Below are 18,569 nucleotides of genomic sequence, written 5' to 3' on the forward strand. Positions count from 1 at the left end.
TCTTTTGTTTTAAATGAGCCGCTTTGGCTTGCTTGCGTTATCCAACGGTCCAAAGCTGATGGTGTCAAATCATATTCTGCAACGATTTCACTACGTGATTTACCATGTCGATAAAGACTGACCATTTGCTGTTTAAAATCATCTGTGAATCTTCGTCTTTTGTGTTTAATCTTATTAATATTTGTTCCTTTTTTAGTTGTTATAAGTTTACCTTACCCCTTAAAAAAGTTGTATGAATTAGTGTAGCCGATCCAACCAATAGGCATAAACGATTACATTCTTCGTTAGGCTACTTGCCTCCCGTTGAATTTAAAAAACACTTACCCCTTAATTTTTTTGTTTGAAAATGTGTTGCCATTCCAAAGCATGGTTAGCAACAAAGTCCACTCAAGAACTTATTGAAGAGCTAAGGCAGAATTCTGCCTTTGGTCAAGAAATAATCACTATCACAAAAGGCGGTATTTCTTCTGGTACATTCGCCCATGAACTTTTGGCCATTTCTTATGCCGGTTGGATCAGTCCAAAATTTCAGTTGACGGTTAACCAAGTATTTTTGGATTACAAAAAAGGAGAGCTTACACCTACGCCGAAAATTGATAACTCAGGATTACCGGAGTTAAGAAAAGCAAGAGCGATAAAAGAAGTTTATAACGTTGCTGAAAAATTATGTGGCCACTTATCTAATTTGAGTTCGCCATCAAAACAAGCTATCTATGCTAAGTTAATTAATCCAATCGCAGGTTCTGTTGTCCCCTATCCTATTCTAGATGGTCAAACTTATTCAGCAAAAGAAGTCGGCGCACAACTGGGAATATCAGGTCACAAGGTGGGACTAATTGCTAATAAGTACAATTTGAAGACAGCGGAAAATGGCATCTTTGTGCTAGATAAAGCTGAACATTCAGATAAGCAAGTCACTAACTTTCGTTACAACGAAAATGGAATAAAAGCCATTAAATCACATATGAAGGTATAACCCATGTATAACCCAGTTAATTATTTATTATCAACATCTGCCTCTAAAGAAGAATTAAGAGAAGTGCTTAGTATCGCAGACGGTATCGGCGCTATTGCTGACACGCTTCGTTGTGCCGATTTAACTACTGTGGATGATGAAACCATGAATCAATTCGGTTGTTACTGATATTAAAAGGTGTTATAGAAAATGCTTTTATAAAAATGGAGGAATCATCCAATGAATAATCTTATGTTTACTGTTCACACTTGTTTTGAAAAGTTTGTTGTTAAAAATAAACTAGATTTTTCATTGGTTCGAGACCCAAGCATCAAAGCATTAAACAACTATGTTGAAAACGATACGGCACAAATCTTTGATGTGTTTGCGCAAGGATTCCGTTCTGCTATTGAGTATCAATTAACACAAGGTAAAAGCAACTAATGGAAAAATACAAAATAACAAACTTGATGCGTACATATTAAATAGGAGGCATAAAGATGAGCTTAACTAAAATGATTATTAACAGTGAATTAAATGAAGTTGCGGCAAATGCGGTAAGACAGCAATTTATAGTGTTAGCAAAAAAGCATAACCCAAATGCAGATTTTTCAGTTACAAGCGATTCTAATTTACTTAATAACTTTTCTAATGAAGATATACGTAATCAATTCAGCTCATTTATAGCTGGTGCGCTTTTAAATCAGTCAGCTTTAGCTGCTAACGCATTCGGCATTATTGCAGATGAGGTGCATGCCGCGCTTGATAGCTGGGATGAAGAAAGGCTTGGGATGGCTAACGAAATGCTCTTTTTTATTAATGATCTTTATATTAAGTATTTCGGTGTTGGATTTATGAAGATTGTTGAAAAGAAACCATCAGAGTTAAACAAATAAACAATATCCCCCATTGGGGGATAATTCTAATGAATTAACGCCAAATTTGGTGAAAATATTAAATTTAGATAAAAAATTATGTATTACACAACAAAAGAAGCTGCGAGTTATTTAAAAGAACATCCAACTAATGTAAGAGCTAAAGCATCAAAAGGAATTATCAAGGGATACAAACGTAGCGGTAAAAAAGGACACTGGTTTTTTGAGAAAGAAGATCTTGATAATTACATAAAAAGAAATCAAAATGACACCTCGCAAGAGGTGCTGCGACATAATGAGTTTGAGGAGTTAAAAAAATGTCAAAGCAACCAATTAAATTATACAAACAGGGCGAAATCTGGCACTACGCGTACAGCTCACCGAATGGTACCGGAAGAGTACGCAAAAGCTCTGGGACTAGCGATCAGCAAAAAGCATTAGAGCTAGCTGCTCGAGAATATGATACAATCTGGCGAGTGGCAAAATTGGGTGAACGACCAGAATATACTTGAATAGAAGCTGTTGTTGTCTGGTTAAACGAGAAACCAGAAAGAAAGGAAAATAAAAATTACGATCTAATTTGGTTGGATAAATATTTAGCTAATAAATATATTTCAGAAATTGATCGCAATTTAATAAATTTTATCAAAAAAGAAAAACAGGAAACAGGCGTAAAAAACAGAACTGTTAACGGTGTACTGCAACAGATTAGAGGCGTACTTAATTGCGCATATGAGAATGATATCCTTGATAAAGTACCCGCTATAAAAATGTTACCAGAACCACCACCAAGACAAGTTATGCTAACACCGAATCAGGAAAAAAGGCTTGTTGATGAATTACCTGCTCATTTAATACCTATTGTTCTTTTTGCACTAGCAACAGGTTTAAGAATGAGTAATATCACAGGTCTTTTGTGGGAAAATGTTGATATTAAAAATCGTCATGCATGGGTTAACATCGGTAGTGGGAAAGTAAAGACCAAAGGTATTGGTATTCCATTAAACAGCGTTGCATTGTATGTTTTAGAAAATTTGCAAGGCAAACACCCAACCAATGTTTTTACTTACAAAGGTAATCCATCCAATAAAGCGTGCTAATTCAAAAGTATGGAGAAACGCTCGTAAAAGAGCTGGTCTATCCCATCTTAGATTTCACGATTTAAGGCATGTTTGGGCAAGCAGACACTCCATGAATGGCACTCATCCACACGCACTACAAGATTTAGGAGCGTGGAGTAAAGCTGATACAGTTAGAAGATATGCCCACTTATCTTCTAGGCATTTTCTAGTAGCTTCGGAAAATGCGTTATCAGAAAGTGCCACAAATTTGACACAAAGAGTATTGCAATAAAAAAAGCGCTTTCGTGGAGTGCTTTAATCGATTGATATTCTTAATGAATTGGCGGAACGGACGGGGCTCGAACCCGCGACCCCCTGCGTGACAGGCAGGTATTCTAACCAACTGAACTACCGCTCCGCTTTATTTGATAGCTTTAACGTCGAAACGTTAAAGTAGGCGTGATATTAAAGATTATTTTTATTCTCGTCAATAAAATTTTTAAAATATACGATCAATTGAATACAAAACAATCATTAATTTATATTCCACAATGCTCCCCCACTTTTTTTGTCAATTTTTTTTAAAATAATCTCATGTTCAGAAAGTTCATGTCCTGTGGCTCTGATTACTTTCAAAGGCACACCATTACGTTCTACTCTTTTAATTGAATTAGATTCTGATAAAGATGAGTTATTATCTTCAGAACTAAAAGACAATGTCGTTTGCCCACCTGTCATAGCTAAATAGACTTCAGCTAAAATCTCAGCATCTAATAATGCACCATGCAATGTTCGGTGGGAATTATCTATCTGATAACGTTCACATAACACATCTAAATTATTACGTTTACCTGGAAACAAACGCCTTGCCATAGCCAAGGTATCAGTAATAATACAATGATCAGCTGTTTTAAAATCCAGACCACAAAGACGAAATTCATAATCCATAAAACCTACGTCAAATGATGCATTATGGATAATTAACTCGGCACCATCTATAAATTTAATAAAATCGTGAGCAACATTTTTAAATATAGGTTTATCTTTAACAAAATCATCACTGATTCCATGCACTTTAAATGCATCTTCATCAATTAAGCGTTCGGGGTTTATGTAAACATGAAAATGGTTACCAGTTAAACGTCGATTAATAATTTCAACAGCGCCAATTTCAATAATCTTATGTCCTTCATAATGATTATTACCTTCTTGGTTCATACCTGTCGTTTCAGTATCTAATACAATTTGTCGTGTAGAATTATGGATCACTTTCTTCTCTTTTATATCAATCGTTGGGAAAAACTTTTATTTAGTGGTATAGTCTAGCACCAAAATCCCTTAAAGTTGATACATTCAAAAATTAATATAGTCCTTAATTTATTTAAGTCACAGAATTACAGTAAATGAATTAATAAAAAATTTAAATAGTCATAAATGAAATTAAAAAGATGTTAAAAAAAATTGAAATATATACTGATGGCTCTTGCCTAGGTAACCCCGGTCCTGGTGGTTATGCTGCAATTTTAAAATATAAAACAAACGAAAAAATATTATCAGAAGGTTTTTTTAAAACTACGAATAATCGTATGGAATTATTAGCTGCAATTGTTGCTTTAGAGCAATTAAAGCAGCCTTGTCAAATTGAATTATATTCTGATAGTCAATATTTGCGAAATGGAATTATTAATTGGATACATGGTTGGAAAAAAAATGGTTGGAAGACCGCCAACAAAAAACCAGTAAAAAATGTTGATTTATGGAAAAGACTTGATCAAGTAGTACAAACTCACAAAATTGAATGGATTTGGGTAAAAGGTCATGCTGGGCATATTGAAAACGAGCGTTGTGACATTATAGCTAAAACACAAGCTCAGTCCCCTACACTACAAGATACTATATTTGAACAATGCATAAATGGTTAATGTATTAATTAAATATTTTTATTCAATTTTAAAAAGTTTATTTGCTTTTAACGACATAATTTATAATTAATGGTAAAAAATTAAAATGTATAAACTACATAGCATTGCATCCTTAAAGGATAATTATATTTGGATTCTAACCAATGCCAGTAACCAAGCCATAATTATCGATCCTGGGGAAGCCGAACCTGTTATTAATTATATTAATAAGCATAAATTAATACCCCTTGGAATTTTACTTACTCATCACCATATTGATCACACTGGAGGAGTAAACGAATTAAAAGCTCAATATCAAGATATTGATGTTTACGGTCCAAGTGAAATCAATTTACCAATTAATTATCTTATCAAACAAGATAAAGTATGTATTAGTGATTTTAGTTTTGAAGTTATAGAAGTACCAGGGCACACTCTTGGTCATTTGGCATATTATTGCAGGCCCTATTTATTTTCCGGAGATACTTTATTTTCAGCCGGTTGTGGAAGGATTTTTGAAGGGACTCATGAACAAATGTTAAATTCTTTAAAACAATTAAAACAACTGCCTAATGATACTTTAATCTGTGCAGGTCATGAATATACTTTATCAAATTTAGCATTTGCGTCCCAAATGCTGCCCGATGACAAAAATATCGAAAGCTATTTAGATTCGATTTCTAATAAATTAATAACATTACCGTCTAATTTATCTGACGAAAAAAAATTAATTTATTTTTACGATGTTATGAAACTAAATTACAAAATAAGTTCAAAATTAATAATGAATTAGAATTGTTTGTTTTTTTTAGAAGCCAAAAAGATATTTTTTAGGTATAATGCTAATCTTAATTTAGGTAAAATTTACGGACTAATGAAAAAGTTATTAATATTTACAGCGTTATGTTTGTTTTTAATCGCATGTCAGCATCATGGACCACGATATAATCCTGTTGTTAGAATAAAGTATTCAAAAAACACAGCTAATAATACAAATAGTTCCAGTAATTATGTATCTATCACTCAAAATCCATGGCAATATATGCTGAATCAGATTGAGGCTAATGTTCCAGAAAATAGTCGCGTTAGCGCGGAAAGAGAACGATTATTACGTAATCCTAAAGGTTTTGAAGCCGTTGCGTTACGTTCAGAGCCTTATGTTTATTACATTATTAATCAGCTTCATAAAAATAACTTACCTGCTGAGCTAGCTTTAATTCCTCTTATTGAAAGCGCTTATGACCCACTTGCTACATCCTCTGCTCAAGCTGCAGGATTATGGCAATTTGTTCCTATTACAGCTAAAGAGTATGGACTACAGCGAAGTAGTTCGTTTGATGCTCGTCGAGATCTAATTGCATCGACTAATTCAGCTATTTCACTTTTACAAAATTTAAATAAGCGTTTTGATGGTGATTGGCTATTAACCTTGGCTGCTTATAATGCAGGTGAAGGTAGAGTAAGAAAAGCCATTGAGAGAAATCAGGCTAAAGGTTTACCAATTAATTATTGGTCGCTAGACTTACCAACAGAAACTATGCACTATGTGCCTAAAATTTTAGCAATTATTGATATTGTTAAGAATAATAAACGATATGGAATTAAATTACCTGATTGTAATTATGAAAATTCACTCGTTAGAATTGATATATCAAAAAATATTTCTCTTGCTAAAATTGCTAAATACTCAGAACTATCACTTGATGAGTTAGCTACTTATAATGCTGGATATGTGCAACAAACAGTAAATGGCCCTTTCCATTTGCTTGTTCCTTATGCTCATGCTAAAAGTTTATTCAAAAAGCTACAAGCAGAAAACCTTGTTGTGAATGAAATTACAGAACTTTTACAAGATACTCCTCGTTCTAATATGGCGTTTGAATTTAGAACAAGTTTTATTCAAAGTAACAGTATAGTAAGTAAGGATAGTTTTTCCAAAAATGTAAAAAAGATTGTTTATCTTGTTAAAGCAGGAGATAGCCTCTACTCTATAGCTCAAAATTATCGTGTGAAAATTACCGATATCTTGCAATGGAATAATCTAAAGAATTCTAGAGTTCAAGAAGGTGATATGTTGACAATTAATCTTGTCAACGCAAATCCAATCTAAAATTTACTAATAAAGGATTATGATCTGATGCGGTTGTGCTAATAATTTCAGCCGCATTAAGTTGTAATCCTCGATAAAAAATAAAATCAAGTGGTCTGCCCATAAATCTCTTTCGAACATCTACTGAAAAATTAACCGGCTTAAGTTCAATTGAACGGACAAAATGATACAACAAATTTAATCGTTGCCGACTCCATGCATTAAAATCACCGGCCAAAATCACTGGACCAGTATGCTCTTTTATATGATTTAATAGCATGTGTATTTGCTGGCGATAAACTTTTACGCCAATACTAAAATTTACAGCATGAATATTAGCAACTAATAACTGTTGTTTGGAATTGCTAATAGGATAAATAGTAATTAAAGCAGATTTAGGGACACGGATTAATGGTTCTTTTTCTCTAAAAGAAAAAAGTGAGGTTGGCAAAGTGTCTGAAATTGTCATGACTCCAGCATAAATATCGTTAAAACAATATGCTGGAACATGATCCGCAATTTTATTGTGTTGTGAAATAAAATTTAGTAATGGCGATGTTGTTTGAGCTTCTTGTAACAAAATAAGTTTAGTCTTATCAACATAGTTTTTGAGTATATCAATGCAATCAGCCCTTTTTAGTTTAAAAATATTCCAAACTAAAATAGAAAACGATGTTTGATCAATTAATGGCGTATTAACTACTATTGATTGATTAGGTAAAACCAACTCAACTTTGTTATCTGCCTGATAACGTAAAGTATAACAGCGCTTTTTAAACATTTTTGGCGTTCAATTTTTCCAAATATTCATCAAAAGATAAAGTATCTCCTTGCTCTTTCTTTATCTGTTTCTCAATAGATAAATGTCGTTGTTGTACAAAATCACCTTCAGTTAATAATGCTAAAGGTTCTACCATAAGTTGTTTTTTATATTGATTTGCTAAAGCTAAACCAAATTCTGCTGTACCTAAATCACTTATTGCTTGCAATGTTCTTGCTGATAAAGTTAATTCTGGTTGATCAAACATTAAATCTAGACGTTCACAAACATTACGATAACGCTGCATATCATCTTGATGATCTAAAACATCAGCAACACGTAACAAATCTTTAAATAATTCGTGACCAACTTTAGATAATGGCTCTCGATTACTTTCACAGCCAATACCAATCTCAAGTCCTGGTTTTCGCCCTTCTATTATGACTCTATTCCAATTCAATTTAGCACATTCAAGTTCTTTACTACTCATCTCTGGGGCTGGTGCTAGTGCACACCAAATTAAAAATAGATCTATAAAACGTATTTGATCTTCAGTAATTCCTATTGGCGAAAATGGATTAACATCTAATGCTCTTACTTCAATATACTCAATACCACCACGCAAAAGTGCATCCGATGGAGATTCCCCTGCCATTGGCACTCGTTTAGGTCGAATAGGTGCGTAAAACTCATTTTCAATCTGTAATACATTATCATTTAATTGGCGATAATGCCCATCCGCTTTAATTCCCAACTTAGCAAAATCTACAGACTTTGTGCGCGTTGCACGTTTTAGTCCCTCAACATATGTATTTAAATGGTTAAAAGTAATACCAAGCTGTTTTTGAGCATTATTGGTGTATCCAATATCACTTAATCTTAAAGAAGTTGCATAAGGCAAATAGCAGTTGCCATTTGTTTGTTCAATAAAGGCTTGTGCTTTAACTGGATCTTGAATAAATGAAGAACACATTGATGGCGATGCACCAAATAAATAAGGAATAACCCAACCAAAACGATAATAATTTCGTATTAAGGTAAAATAACCTTCAGAAATTACAGCTTTGCCTTCTTCGGTATTTTTAACCCCTTCTCTTGCTTGCCAAAATGCAGTTGGTAGTGAAAAATTATAGTGAACACCTGAAATGGTCTGCATCATTGCACCATAGCGGTTTTTCAATCCTTCACGATAAATCGTTTTAAAGCGACCTTCATTAGAAGTACCATATTGAGCAAGAATAATATCTTTTTCGTTTGCAACAAAACAAGGCATACTTAAAGGCCACATCATTTCATCACCAATATTTACGCTAGCATAACGATGCAAATCGCGCAAAAACGTCAACATATAATCAATATTAGTATTAACTGGCGTGATAAATTCTAACATTGATTCGGCAAAATCAGTTGTTATCCAAGGGTGGGTTAACGCAGCACCAATTTTTGAAGGAAATGGCGTTTTTGACAATGATCCATCAGGCAAAATACGTAAAGTTTCTCGTTCAATACCACGTTGAATACCTTGTAAAATGGTGTAGTGTTTTTCTAACCAACTAAGTGCTTTTGAGACATCAGGAATCATATTTTGCGCTTCCTTAAAATGTAGTTATTTAATATTTATATTAACATAATTTAAAATTATGCGATGGGCTAATTTATGACAACACTTGGAATAAATTAGTATTATACGCCGTAACATAGCAATCCTAAAAACTATAATTTACTATTTTTATTACAAAAAATTCGATCTTAAATACATGGCAACTTAAAAAAATAACAGCTATTTCATGGATAGGAAATAGCACATATAATATTTATCATAAATCTATTTTATTTATAATCGTTGCAATAAAACTAATACTTCCATATGTGAAGTATGCGGAAACATGTCAAATAATTTTACTTTTTGGATTTGATAATTTGGCAGTAACATTAAATCATCAACTAATGAAAATAAGTTACAACTTGAATACATAATATAATTAGGTGCCATTTGTTTCAAATACTGCATAAGTACTTTACCTGCCCCTCGTCTTGGGGGATTTAGTAAAACTAAATCCGGTACATTTTTTTGAGCTGTAGCGTATTGTGTTGCGTCAAATGCTTTAAAGTTTAATTGTTTAAAACCTAATTTTTTTGCTGATTTAGTTGCACACTCAATTGCATCTGAATTAATTTCAATACCTGTAAGGCTAATATTTTTCTCAGCAACAAGGTTAGCACAACTTAACCCAAAACCACCTACCCCACAAAACATATCCCAAATAGAATGAATAGGTAAATCTGTGATCCAGTCACTTGCTGTTTTATAAAGGCTGCTGGCAACATATGGATTTGTTTGAAAAAAGCTTTTAGGTTTAATAAAAAGAGGAGTGTTATTTAAAGTTATCGGAAGAAATGAATTATCAGTTAAGACTATTTCTTCTTCACCTTCTAAAATAGCCGCATGATTTGGTTGAATATTTATCGAGATTACGTCTAAGTTTTGAATTTTGTCTTGTAATTGTTTAATAGAATTATTTATTTTAGCAACAAACTTGTGTGATTTTAAAACAAATCGCAACATAAAGTTGCTCGTACTCTCAATTTTACTTTCAGTAATTATAACAAATTTCAACTCCCCTTTACGCTTATTAATATTATAAGGAATAAGCCCTTGTTTACGAATGAAAGTTCGAACAAGTTTTAAGATATTTTGCATACTGTTTGAGTAAAGAGGACAATCGCATAAATCGACGGCCTCATTCCCCGTTTGTATACCTAAAACGGGCTTTTCGACACTACCTAACACTGCCATCTTTGCTTTATTACGAAAAGCGGTTTCATGACTAGCAAAAGGTTCTTCAACCTTGTTTGGTTTAAATTGGATTAATTGTTGTAATAACTTATTTTGTTTTTCTGCCAGTTGTACATGATAAGGATGTTCAATCCATTGACAAGATAAACACTTTTTTTGTTGGTAAAAGCGACATTGCATTGCGATTAAAGCCTTTTTTATAATGGGTATAATTATATACAGAATATCGAACGAATATAACAATAGTTTTGAATTTTATACTAAAACATATATTTTCCTGAAACTTTTTTACAAAAAAATTATAGGAATATAAGAAAAAGGTATAATTAATTCTCTGGTATAATTTGACGAAATAGTGCTGTATGATAGGATATTGTCATTAATATTAAAGGAAAAAATTAATGTCTATAAAGTTAAAAACCCCAGCTGAAATTGAAAAAATGCGTATAGCAGGCAAACTCGCTGCTGAAGTTTTAGAAATGATAGAGCCTTATGTTAAACCTGGTATTACTACAGGTGAACTAGACAAGATCTGTTATGAACATATCGTCAATGTCCAAAAGGCTATTCCGGCTAATATTGGTTATCATGGTTATCAACACACCAGTTGTATTTCAATTAATGATGTGGTTTGTCATGGTATTCCAAGTTTTGACAAAAAGTTAAAAGATGGCGATATTCTAAATATTGATGTGACAGTTATTAAAGATGGCTATCATGGCGATACATCCAGAATGTACATAGCAGGTAAACCGACAATTGTTGGTGAAAAACTGTGTCAAGTAGCGCAAGAAAGTCTATATGCAGCAATTAGAATTATAAAACCAGGTATCCGTCTAAAAGAAATTGGTAAAACCATTCAAAAACATGTTGATAAATTTGGATTTTCATCTGTTAGAGAATACTGTGGTCATGGTATTGGTGAAGTCTATCATGACGAACCTCAAGTTTTACATTATGATGCTGATGACGGCGGTGTAATTTTAAAACCAGGAATGACCTTTACCATTGAACCAATGATAAATACGGGTGATTGGCGTACTCGTACCATGAAAGATGGCTGGACAGTTAAAACCAAAGATCATGGACTTTCCGCTCAATATGAACATACTATTTTAGTTACTGATAATGGAGTTGAAGTCTTAACATTGCGTAGTAATGAAAACTTCCCTCGAATTATTGAACACTAAATAAAAACGATTCAACAATAGCTTATTGTTGAATCGTTTAACTTTATAAGTCTCTATCAATAATTTTTATATTCGAATTTTTTTGTGCTAATTTTTTATTTAGTTCATCGATTTTACTTCTATGTATATCTTTTTTTAGAGAACGAACATAAGAAGCACATATAATAGCAAACCCACTGTTTATACTTAGCAAAAACAATAAACCTATAAGTAAACGCTTAAAATTTGTTCCAGTTTAAATTTCATAAATCTTAATATAATAAAGTATACAATTTACGTCGATAACTACTAGCTAACGGATTACTTGTTCCTAATGCCGCCAATAAATCGAGTAATGTTTTCTTCACTTGCCCGTCACCAGCATTAAGATCTTTTGTCAATGGTTTGAATAACAACTCTAATGCTTCCTCATGACGTCCTACATGCATTAATTGGGAAGACAATTGAATCATTAGTTCAACGTTATCAGGATGTTGAGCAAATTCTGCCTGTAATTGTTGTAGTTCTGGTGAATTAGCCGCTTGTTCAAGTAATTCAATTTCGGCTTGTAATCCATGATAGCTTGAATCTTGATCTTGTAGCGGAATAGTTGCCAGCACTTCTTTTGCTTCACTTAGCTGTTTAAGTTCAATTTGTGATTTTATTAGCATTAATGCAATATCGGTTCTCGGTTTACCCAAATGATCGGTTAATGATTTCCAGGTTTGCCGTAACAGTGGTAATGCTTCTTCATATTTAGCTTCATGAAATAAATTTTGTGCTTCAATTAATTTAAGCTCATCTTCATTTGGTAGCACTTTTTCTAAAAAAGTTTTAATGGTTTCTTCGGATTGAGGACCTTGAAAGCCATCAACAGGTTGACCATTTTGAAATAAATAAACAGTTGGAATGGCCCGCAAACCAAATTGAGCAGCCAGCATTTGCTCTTCATCGCAATTAACACTTGCCAAAATAAATTGACCATGATGTTCATTAGCTAATTTAGTTAAAGTTTGAGTCATTGCTTCATAATTGGGACTTCTTGATGACCAAAAATAAAACAACACAGGGGATTGAGAAGATCTTTTTATAATCTCTTGAATATTTTGTTCATTAACATCAAAAATAAATTGATTTTGCATATTATGTCCTAAGAATACTTTGATTCATTATTTATTTTTTAAAATTCTATCCATTAATCTATCAGGAAGCAAACGTTTAGCAATAGCCGCTATTTTTGTTACTTTTGTTACCCTGTAACGTATTTTGGGTTTTTTATGTTCAAGTGCATGGAATAAGTAAGGCAACACAGCCTCAGGCGGTAACGTAAATCGTTTGGCAATAGGTGGATTTTTTACAATATTTTCTTTTTCTATTTGATTAACATTATTTGAAAAATACGTTTTTAATGGCCCCGGTTCAATTAAACTAACTTTGATATTGGTATTAGCTAATTCTAATCTTAGTACATCAGACCATGCTTCTAAAGCATATTTACTTGCTGAATAAGCTCCTCTACCAGGAGTGGCAACAATGCCAACAATTGAGCTGGTTTGTATAATACGCCCTTCATTTTCTGCAAGCATTGCAGGAAGTAGTAACTGAGTTAACTGATGTACAGCAAAGAAATTGGTTGAGAATTGAGACTCTAACTGCTCTCGGCTAATTGTTGCTAATCGCCCATATACTCCAAAGCCGGCATTATTAAATAATGCATATAATTGTCCGCCTGTCATAGTTAACACTTCTTTAGCGGCTAAATGAACAGAATCAGGATCATCTAAATCAAGTAATACGGTTTCAAATCCTTGTTCAATTAATTTTTGCTGGTCAGACTTTTTGCGACAAGACGCAATAACACGATAACCACGTTTTTTTAATGCAATGGCTGAAATAAGTCCTATTCCACTTGAACAGCCTGTAATAAAAATTGTTTTCAATTTTTATCTCCGTTTTATTCATATATTGTCAAGCTAATCTTCTGCAATTATGATATCACACTTAAATAGAAGTTACCCAAACTAAGCCAGAGGATCGTATGAAAATCGCTATTATTGCTGCAATGGAAGAAGAAGTTGCCATATTAAAAAGTAAAATTACCCATTATCAAGTTGAACGCCATTTAGGTTGTGATTTTCACCTTGGTCAAATTGCCGGTTGTGAAATAGTTCTACTTCAATCAGGCATTGGTAAAGTAGCCGCAGCTTCAGGCACAACATTATTATTAAATAATTACAAGGTTGATGCCGTTATTAATACCGGTTCAGCTGGAGGACTTTCAACCGAACTCAATATTGGTGACATTATCGTATCAAAAGACGTATTTTATCATGATGTCGATTTAACCGCTTTTGGTTATAAACCAGGGCAAATGTCCGGTTGCCCAGTTGTATTTGAAGCAAGCCAACAATATCAATCATTAGCCAAATCATGTATAAAAAAACAAGGTGTTAATGCAGTTGAAGGCTCAATTGGTAGTGGTGATGCATTTATTAATGGTAAAGATACATTAGAACGAATCAAACAAACCTTTCCAAATGCCATAGCAGTAGAAATGGAAGCCGCAGCAATTGGGCATGTCTGCTGGCTATTTAAAGTACCGTTTGTAGTGGTAAGAGCAATCTCAGATAATGGTGATAATGAATCTGCAATGGATTTTCAGTCATTTTTAAAACTTGCAGCCACACAATCGTCCTTAATTGTTGAATCAATGTTAAGCGAGCTAACCTAAACTCTTTTCAAAAAGAGCATACTGATGTCACAAACAATATTCACTAAACAAAGGTTGACGCCAACCAGTTAGTATTTCTGGTACGTCACCTTTTTTATCAATTTTCCATTTAATATATTGATTAATTAATCGCCGTGAAAGTAACAAATCTTGATTAAGCCCTGTTTTTAATGAAATGATTTGAGCCGCTTTTTTTAATTCATCCGAGATCTTCTTGAAATCGGGATAAGTATTAATTCTACGAATAAGTGGTACCTCGGGTATCGGTTCAGATAAAATATCGAGAATTTTTTGCCCATATAAACGAATTTCTTTACCTTTCATCCCTAATTTATCAAGTTCAGCTAATGAAGACGGTAAATAACGTGCTATTTTCCACAAAACTTCTTCGCGTATAACAAAATTTAAAGCGATATCTTGCTCTTTGGACAATTTATATCGCCAACTTGCTAATTTATACAATTGACCTAGACTTTTCCCTTTCAATTGCCAACTATTTTTAATATTTAGATAAGCATTGTTTGGATCTATCACTGTACATTTACGAGCCACCGCCATTTGGCACTCTTGATAAGCGGCTTGCAAATAATCATTTTCGGTTAATTGTGATTTTAGAATGTTTACCAATGGAAAAAGATATAACACATCATTAATAGCGTACTCACACTGTTTTTCGGTTAATGGTCGTTTTAACCAGTCTGTTCGAGTTTCACTTTTATCTAGCTCTACTTCTAAATATTTTTTTACTAGACTGGCATAACCAGAACTTAACGGATTATCTAAAAAAGAAGCCAATATTTGGCTATCAATAATAGGAGTCGGCACCATTCCAAAGTAATAAAGGAAAACCTCGATATCTTCACTGCACGAGTGGAAATACTTTTCAATTTTAGGATTTTTTAAGATCGTTAAAAAATCTTGCCAATCACTAATAGTGATTGGATCAATTAATGCAGCATGTTTTCCATCAAAGACCTGCAATAGCCCTAAATGTGGATAAAATGTACACGTACGTACAAATTCTGTATCTAATGCAATCGCTGAGCTTTTTTCGATTTTTGAACAAAACTCAGCTAGCTGATCATTATTAACAATAAGTTGATAAGACAAAGTAAAATTCCTATTTAGATAAATCTATTTATTGTGTACTTTTTTTAAATACAACATCAATCACCACAATTTCAGAGCGAGTCATTAAGCGAATAGGTGGTCCCCAAAAACCATATCCACTACTTACTATGCTAGTAAAGTTATTATCTTCATTTTGATACAAACCATAAGCGTTTTTATACATTAATTTTTCAATAAGGTTAATTGGAAATATTTGCCCAGCATGAGTATGCCCAGAAATCATTAAATCAACACCTAACTTTGCTGGTTCAGTAAGATCTTTGGGTTGGTGATCTAATAAAATAACGGGTGTATTTTTATCTGCAAACATCATCAAATCAGCTAATGTGGATCTTTTCACATCATAAAGCACAGAAGAAAAATCATCTCGCCCAATTAATGTAATTCCTATATCATCAAGATATACAATATCATCTTTTAAAACCTTCATTTTTGCTTGCTTAAAAGCATTAATAATATTCTCTTCACTATTATTTTGATTTCTAATATTTAAATATTCGTGGTTTCCAAAAATAACGTAGGTACCATGTTTCGATTTTAACTGCTGAAATTGCTTATCAAAACCTAGTTCTGTAAAGGGCGCCAAACGTTTATCTAATGTATCACCTGTAATTACAATAAAATCTGCATTTAATTGATTTACTTTATCTATCATTTGCTGAATAAATCCACTCGAAGTTAATTCATTAATATGAATATCACTAAGCTGCACAATACGCAGATTTTCAACATGAGCAGGTTTATCTATTTTTACTTGATAATAAACGGTTTTCGGACTAATTGCCATTTCATGGCTGTAATAAAATAGTGAAAAAACTAAACTTACATAAACAATTCTAAGCAGTAAGTTAGGCTTTAATTTTTTTTTGCAGAGCAAATAGATCGCATCAAAAATCAATAAAATAAAAATACTACACAAAAATCCAGCAAAAATAATATTAAAAATCAGAGATAGCTTATTAAAAATACCATCTAATGCCCTAGAAAGCACCAGTGATAATCCAGCAATTGCAACAATTAACCAATAGATGATTTTAGAATAACCAGTAAAATGAAAATTGAACCAAAATGCCCATCGTTTACCTAAATAAGCAATCATTAAAATACTGATCACTATCATCATAAATAAAATAGAAAAATAAATAAAACTCATAATTATCTGAACAATTGAAGACGAATAATGATATGATAACAAAATTATTTTTTTTCGTACCAATAACTTTTTATGGATATTAAAAAAGACCAATTATTCATCACACCTATTGAAAAATTGGGGGATTGGACTTTTGATGAGAAAGTTGCCGAAGTTTTTCCTGATATGGTGCAGCGATCTGTTCCTGGTTATTCTAATATTATCTCGATGATCGGCATGCTAGCTGGAAGATTTGTACAACCTAATTCAATGATTTATGATTTAGGTTGTTCATTAGGCGCTGCTACATTATCTATTCGACGCAATGTCAATCAAGAAAATTGCCATATTATTGCGGTTGATAATTCTCAGCCAATGGTTGAACGTTGTAAGCGGCATATTGAATCCTACAAATCAAGCACACCTGTAGACGTAATTTGTGATGATATTTGCCATATTAACATGCAAAACGCATCAATGGTTGTACTCAACTTCACCTTACAATTTTTAACTCCTGAAAATCGTCAACGTGTTTTAAATAATATCTATAATGCGTTAAAACCAAATGGCATTTTAGTCCTATCTGAAAAATTTAGCTTTAGTGATACCTGCATTGATGAATTACTATTTAATATGCATCATGATTTTAAACGTGCTAACGGCTATAGTGAGCTTGAAATCAGTCAAAAACGTAACATGCTGGAAAACGTCATGCTAACAGATACTATCGAAACACATAAACAGCGACTATCTAAAGCTGGTTTTAAACACATTGACACTTGGTTCCAATGTTTTAATTTTGGATCTATTATTGCCATAAAATAACAGATTAATTTAAGCGTAATTGATAAAGGATAACAGAATGATTGATTTTGGTGATTTTTACCAGATTATCGCAAAAAATAGACTTAGTAGTTGGCTTGAAGTATTACCTGCACAACTCGCAAATTGGCAAAAACAAAACATAGATAGTCGCTTTAATCAATGGCTAAACAGTATTAAACATTTACCATCCATCTCACCTTATCAAATTGATTTATTACATAGTGTCACAGCGAAATCAAAAGAGCCTCTTTCTACGGGTGAACAGCAGAGGATAACACAATTATTAAAAAATATGATGCCATGGCGCAAAGGTCCTTTTCACTTGTATGGAATTGATATTGATACAGAATGGCGTTCAGATTGGAAATGGGAACGCTTAATTAATCATATTGATTGTTTAGAAGATAAAATTGTTTTAGATGTGGGTTGTAACAGTGGTTATCATTTATGGCGAATGATTGGCGCTGGAGCAAAACTTGCTGTCGGAATTGATCCTATGGCGCTTTATCTATGCCAATTTGAAGCTATTCGTAAACTACTAGGTAACGATCAGCGAGCACATTTATTACCACTTGGAATTGAACATCTCCCTAAACTTAATGCTTTTGATACCGTATTTTCAATGGGGGTTTTATATCATCGCCGCTCGCCACTTGACCATTTATTCCAATTGAAGGATCAATTGGTTGAAGGTGGACAACTAGTACTTGAAACTTTGGTTATTGATGGAGAATTACATCAAGCGTTAATGCCAGGTGATCGTTATGCACAAATGCGTAATGTCTATTTTATACCTTCTACTCCTACAATGATTAATTGGCTGGAAAAATGTGGGTATTCAGATGTAAGAATGGTTGATATATCATTAACTAATTTTGATGAACAACGCAAAACTGAATGGATGACATCAGATTCTCTGGCCAACTTTTTAGATCCAGATGATTCAACCAAAACAATTGAAGGCTACCCTGCCCCAATGCGAGCTGTTTTTATCGCAAAAAAATAATAATATAATAAAAAAAGCGTTATTAGCTTTATGAATTAAGGTTCCGCTACAGGTTGCCTTGAAATGTAAAAAATCATAGTATCTTAAGTTATATTTGGTTTATTTTTTAATTGACTAACATCTATCACTAAAAGACA

Annotated in this window: 22 protein-coding genes, 1 tRNA gene and 2 pseudogenes; 15 read left to right on the plus strand and 10 right to left on the minus strand. The window is 32.9% G+C overall.

Translation table 11 applies throughout. The features are described from left to right. Nucleotides 1–170 (minus strand): transposase (locus ACGH6S_RS06780; protein WP_411578571.1); only part of this gene is annotated, 170 nt, incomplete at its 3' end. 176 nt (nt 171–346) lie between these two features. Here ACGH6S_RS06780 and ACGH6S_RS06785 point away from each other — a divergent pair. The 8 genes and pseudogenes from ACGH6S_RS06785 to ACGH6S_RS06820 all read left to right on the plus strand — a co-directional run bounded on the left by ACGH6S_RS06785 (nt 347) and on the right by ACGH6S_RS06820 (nt 3,183). Then, the gene (locus ACGH6S_RS06785) at nt 347–976 is read left to right on the plus strand and encodes a KilA-N domain-containing protein (RefSeq protein WP_411578570.1); all 630 of its coding nucleotides are present in this window, start codon (nt 347–349) and stop codon (nt 974–976) included. Nucleotides 977–979: 3 nt separating this feature from the next. Continuing rightward, nucleotides 980–1,144, plus strand: coding sequence for a hypothetical protein (locus tag ACGH6S_RS06790; RefSeq protein WP_411578569.1), 165 nt, complete (start codon nt 980–982; stop codon nt 1,142–1,144). Nucleotides 1,145–1,195: 51 nt separating this feature from the next. After that, the gene (locus tag ACGH6S_RS06795; protein ID WP_174798191.1) at nt 1,196–1,399 is read left to right on the plus strand and encodes a hypothetical protein; all 204 of its coding nucleotides are present in this window, start codon (nt 1,196–1,198) and stop codon (nt 1,397–1,399) included. A gap of 56 nt (nt 1,400–1,455) precedes the next feature. After that, entirely contained in the window at nt 1,456–1,851 is a 396-nt protein-coding gene (locus tag ACGH6S_RS06800) for a hypothetical protein (protein ID WP_174798190.1), read from the plus strand. A 78-nt stretch (nt 1,852–1,929) separates the two neighbouring features. Next, nucleotides 1,930–2,079 (plus strand): annotated as a pseudogene (locus ACGH6S_RS06805) (helix-turn-helix domain-containing protein); the annotation flags it as partial. Nucleotides 2,080–2,147: 68 nt separating this feature from the next. Then, on the plus strand, nt 2,148–2,342 hold the full coding sequence (locus tag ACGH6S_RS06810; RefSeq protein ID WP_238786375.1) for a hypothetical protein: 195 nt from the start codon (nt 2,148–2,150) through the stop codon (nt 2,340–2,342). Between the two features lie 72 nt (nt 2,343–2,414). Beyond that, on the plus strand, nt 2,415–2,930 hold the full coding sequence (locus ACGH6S_RS06815; protein ID WP_411578568.1) for a tyrosine-type recombinase/integrase: 516 nt from the start codon (nt 2,415–2,417) through the stop codon (nt 2,928–2,930). Continuing rightward, a complete protein-coding gene (locus ACGH6S_RS06820; protein ID WP_411578567.1) occupies nt 2,887–3,183 on the plus strand; it encodes a tyrosine-type recombinase/integrase in 297 nt (98 codons plus the stop codon). Before ACGH6S_RS06815 ends, ACGH6S_RS06820 begins: the two co-directional genes overlap by 44 nt. Nucleotides 3,184–3,232: 49 nt before the next feature. Here ACGH6S_RS06820 and ACGH6S_RS06825 read toward each other — a convergent pair. Next, nucleotides 3,233–3,309 (minus strand) — tRNA-Asp (locus ACGH6S_RS06825). 116 nt (nt 3,310–3,425) lie between these two features. Continuing rightward, a complete protein-coding gene (gene dnaQ, locus ACGH6S_RS06830) occupies nt 3,426–4,160 on the minus strand; it encodes a DNA polymerase III subunit epsilon (RefSeq protein ID WP_244178508.1) in 735 nt (244 codons plus the stop codon). A gap of 179 nt (nt 4,161–4,339) precedes the next feature. Here dnaQ and rnhA point away from each other — a divergent pair, with 179 nt between their 5' ends. The 3 genes and pseudogenes from rnhA to ACGH6S_RS06845 all read left to right on the plus strand — a co-directional run bounded on the left by rnhA (nt 4,340) and on the right by ACGH6S_RS06845 (nt 6,902). Then, nucleotides 4,340–4,813: a ribonuclease HI gene (gene rnhA, locus ACGH6S_RS06835; protein WP_065589823.1), complete on the plus strand. Its 474-nt coding sequence runs from the start codon at nt 4,340–4,342 to the stop codon at nt 4,811–4,813. A gap of 85 nt (nt 4,814–4,898) precedes the next feature. Next, nucleotides 4,899–5,626, plus strand: a pseudogene (gene gloB / locus ACGH6S_RS06840) (hydroxyacylglutathione hydrolase). A gap of 40 nt (nt 5,627–5,666) precedes the next feature. Then, on the plus strand, nt 5,667–6,902 hold the full coding sequence (locus ACGH6S_RS06845; protein ID WP_065639678.1) for a transglycosylase SLT domain-containing protein: 1,236 nt from the start codon (nt 5,667–5,669) through the stop codon (nt 6,900–6,902). Here the strand turns inward: ACGH6S_RS06845 and ACGH6S_RS06850 are convergent. The 3 genes from ACGH6S_RS06850 to rlmC form a co-directional block, all read right to left on the minus strand. Then, a complete protein-coding gene (locus tag ACGH6S_RS06850; RefSeq protein WP_174798186.1) occupies nt 6,883–7,662 on the minus strand; it encodes an endonuclease/exonuclease/phosphatase family protein in 780 nt (259 codons plus the stop codon). The two genes, ACGH6S_RS06845 and ACGH6S_RS06850, sit on opposite strands and share 20 nt — an antisense overlap. Next, the gene (gshA, locus tag ACGH6S_RS06855) at nt 7,655–9,223 is read right to left on the minus strand and encodes a glutamate--cysteine ligase (RefSeq protein ID WP_174798185.1); all 1,569 of its coding nucleotides are present in this window, start codon (nt 9,221–9,223) and stop codon (nt 7,655–7,657) included. Before gshA ends, ACGH6S_RS06850 begins: the two co-directional genes overlap by 8 nt. Before the next feature lie 252 nt (nt 9,224–9,475). Continuing rightward, on the minus strand, nt 9,476–10,618 hold the full coding sequence (rlmC, locus tag ACGH6S_RS06860) for a 23S rRNA (uracil(747)-C(5))-methyltransferase RlmC (protein WP_085164076.1): 1,143 nt from the start codon (nt 10,616–10,618) through the stop codon (nt 9,476–9,478). A 221-nt stretch (nt 10,619–10,839) separates the two neighbouring features. On the opposite strand from rlmC, the gene map reads away from it, so the two are divergent. After that, complete coding sequence (gene map / locus ACGH6S_RS06865) at nt 10,840–11,628, plus strand: type I methionyl aminopeptidase (protein ID WP_174798184.1); 789 nt, start codon at nt 10,840–10,842, stop codon at nt 11,626–11,628. A 251-nt stretch (nt 11,629–11,879) separates the two neighbouring features. Here map and ACGH6S_RS06870 read toward each other — a convergent pair whose 3' ends face one another. Then, entirely contained in the window at nt 11,880–12,749 is an 870-nt protein-coding gene (locus ACGH6S_RS06870) for a co-chaperone YbbN (RefSeq protein ID WP_065589816.1), read from the minus strand. A gap of 27 nt (nt 12,750–12,776) precedes the next feature. Further along, complete coding sequence (locus ACGH6S_RS06875) at nt 12,777–13,547, minus strand: SDR family oxidoreductase (protein ID WP_411578566.1); 771 nt, start codon at nt 13,545–13,547, stop codon at nt 12,777–12,779. Nucleotides 13,548–13,645: 98 nt separating this feature from the next. On the opposite strand from ACGH6S_RS06875, the gene ACGH6S_RS06880 reads away from it, so the two are divergent. Then, nucleotides 13,646–14,338, plus strand: coding sequence for a 5'-methylthioadenosine/adenosylhomocysteine nucleosidase (locus tag ACGH6S_RS06880; protein WP_174798181.1), 693 nt, complete (start codon nt 13,646–13,648; stop codon nt 14,336–14,338). Between the two features lie 27 nt (nt 14,339–14,365). Here ACGH6S_RS06880 and rnd read toward each other — a convergent pair whose 3' ends face one another. Both rnd and ACGH6S_RS06890 read right to left on the minus strand, forming a co-directional pair. Continuing rightward, nucleotides 14,366–15,448, minus strand: coding sequence for a ribonuclease D (gene rnd, locus ACGH6S_RS06885; protein WP_174798180.1), 1,083 nt, complete (start codon nt 15,446–15,448; stop codon nt 14,366–14,368). A gap of 28 nt (nt 15,449–15,476) precedes the next feature. Continuing rightward, the gene (locus tag ACGH6S_RS06890) at nt 15,477–16,622 is read right to left on the minus strand and encodes a metallophosphoesterase (RefSeq protein ID WP_143422002.1); all 1,146 of its coding nucleotides are present in this window, start codon (nt 16,620–16,622) and stop codon (nt 15,477–15,479) included. A 72-nt stretch (nt 16,623–16,694) separates the two neighbouring features. On the opposite strand from ACGH6S_RS06890, the gene cmoA reads away from it, so the two are divergent. Together cmoA and cmoB are read left to right on the plus strand one after the other, a co-directional pair. Further along, the gene (cmoA, locus tag ACGH6S_RS06895) at nt 16,695–17,426 is read left to right on the plus strand and encodes a carboxy-S-adenosyl-L-methionine synthase CmoA (RefSeq protein ID WP_065561420.1); all 732 of its coding nucleotides are present in this window, start codon (nt 16,695–16,697) and stop codon (nt 17,424–17,426) included. 37 nt (nt 17,427–17,463) lie between these two features. Beyond that, nucleotides 17,464–18,432: a tRNA 5-methoxyuridine(34)/uridine 5-oxyacetic acid(34) synthase CmoB gene (gene cmoB / locus ACGH6S_RS06900; RefSeq protein WP_174798179.1), complete on the plus strand. Its 969-nt coding sequence runs from the start codon at nt 17,464–17,466 to the stop codon at nt 18,430–18,432. The last annotated feature ends 137 nt before the right edge of the window (nt 18,433–18,569 follow it).

The organism is Gilliamella sp. BG3 (assembly GCF_046635605.1).
Lineage (GTDB): Bacteria > Pseudomonadota > Gammaproteobacteria > Enterobacterales > Orbaceae > Gilliamella > Gilliamella bombi.